General features: G+C 70.5%; 1 protein-coding gene. It reads right to left on the bottom strand.

Annotated features, from left to right (window positions below):
• A partial coding sequence (locus XINFAN_RS22065) for an SPOR domain-containing protein (protein WP_199286485.1) occupies positions 1–760 on the bottom strand: 760 nt, incomplete at its 3' end.
• Between the last annotated feature and the right edge of the window lie 532 nt (positions 761–1,292).

Raw genomic sequence — 1,292 nt, 5'->3', positions numbered from 1 at the left:
TGGCGGGGGCGGGGGCCGCCGGTTTGGCTGCGGTTTCCGCCGCTGCGATCGCGGCGCCTGCCGCGGCGGCGGTCTCGGTCGGGCTGCGCGCTCCGGCCGCGGGTTTCGCCGCACCGGGTTTCGCCGCGCCTGCGGGGGTGTCGAGCGCCATGGTCTCGACCCCGCCCGCGTCGATCGCGCCCGGAGCCGCCCCGGGGGCGGCCGCGAGGCTTTCGTTGCTGTCGAGCACCGGGGTGGCCGGGGTTTCCTCGGGCGCCTGTTCGCGGCGCAACGCAGTGACCGAGAGTTTCGCAGGCTGGCCCGCCAGCATGCCGAGCGCCTCGGCCGCGTCGGACGAGATCTGGAGCTTCGGCCCGGGATTGTCGCGCTCGCGCCTGAACAGTGCGCCGATCACGAATTTGCCGTTCGAGGGGTTGCGCATGATCACCCGTTCCGGGTCGGTCACATCGGGCGAGGCGACCCAGACCCCGCCGAGCGACGGCCGCCCGTCCCAGAGCGCATCCTCGGTGACCTGGAAGACCTGCGGCGCCTCGACGTCGCGGTCGACGATGCGGGTCGAGCGCTGCGGTTTCGCGCCGGATGCGGTGGCCGAGGGGGCGCCTTCCGCGAAGGGGCCGGTCTCGCAGCCCGCCAGCGCCAGCGCGGCGGTGCCCGCAAGCAGCAGGCGCGTCAGCGCCGCGCCGCGGTTCCTGCGGCACGGGTCCGTCTCTCGCTGGCCTGCGGTCATGCCCCTGCCCGCCGGGAGTTCCGTTCTGCTCATCTGCGCCCTCATGCCGCGCGCGGTCTGATCGCCGCGCTTTGATCCTGCGTTGCCGCCTTGCGCCGCCCGGTTTTCCGGGGTCTTTGGCTGAAGCGCCCCGCCATGTTCCCGCCGGAACCAGGCAGACGCCCCGCTTTGGCGCGGATCATAGCCAGAGCGGGGCATTATGGAAAGGCCCGAGGCGTCGGGGGGGCATCACGAGTTGCGGATTGTCCGCCGGGCGTGCCCTTTCGGAATCACCCCATTGTCTGTCGGCGCCGGGATGGGTCTCGCCGGCGGATAGCTCACAACGAAGTGGGCAGGATGTGACACCGATCCTTGCAGCAGGCGACTGCCAGGTCACGAGCGTCGAAGGGGCTGCCTTGTATCGAGCCGGAGCGCTGCCTCACGCCTCAGAAAGTCCCATCAGTTGCCGCACACGCCCCCATCAGAACGGCTTTGTTGCGCTATCCCTGTGACCTACGGATTCATGTTTGTGAGTCCGGGGGTTAGGTTGGCCCCATGAGCAAACCGATCCCTCTTTTCCGCACGA

The organism is Pseudogemmobacter humi (genome assembly GCF_900609055.1).
GTDB classification, from domain to species: Bacteria; Pseudomonadota; Alphaproteobacteria; order Rhodobacterales; family Rhodobacteraceae; genus Pseudogemmobacter; species Pseudogemmobacter humi.
Note: the sequence above shows the minus strand (reverse complement) of the source record. Positions and strands in the feature narration are given on the sequence as shown.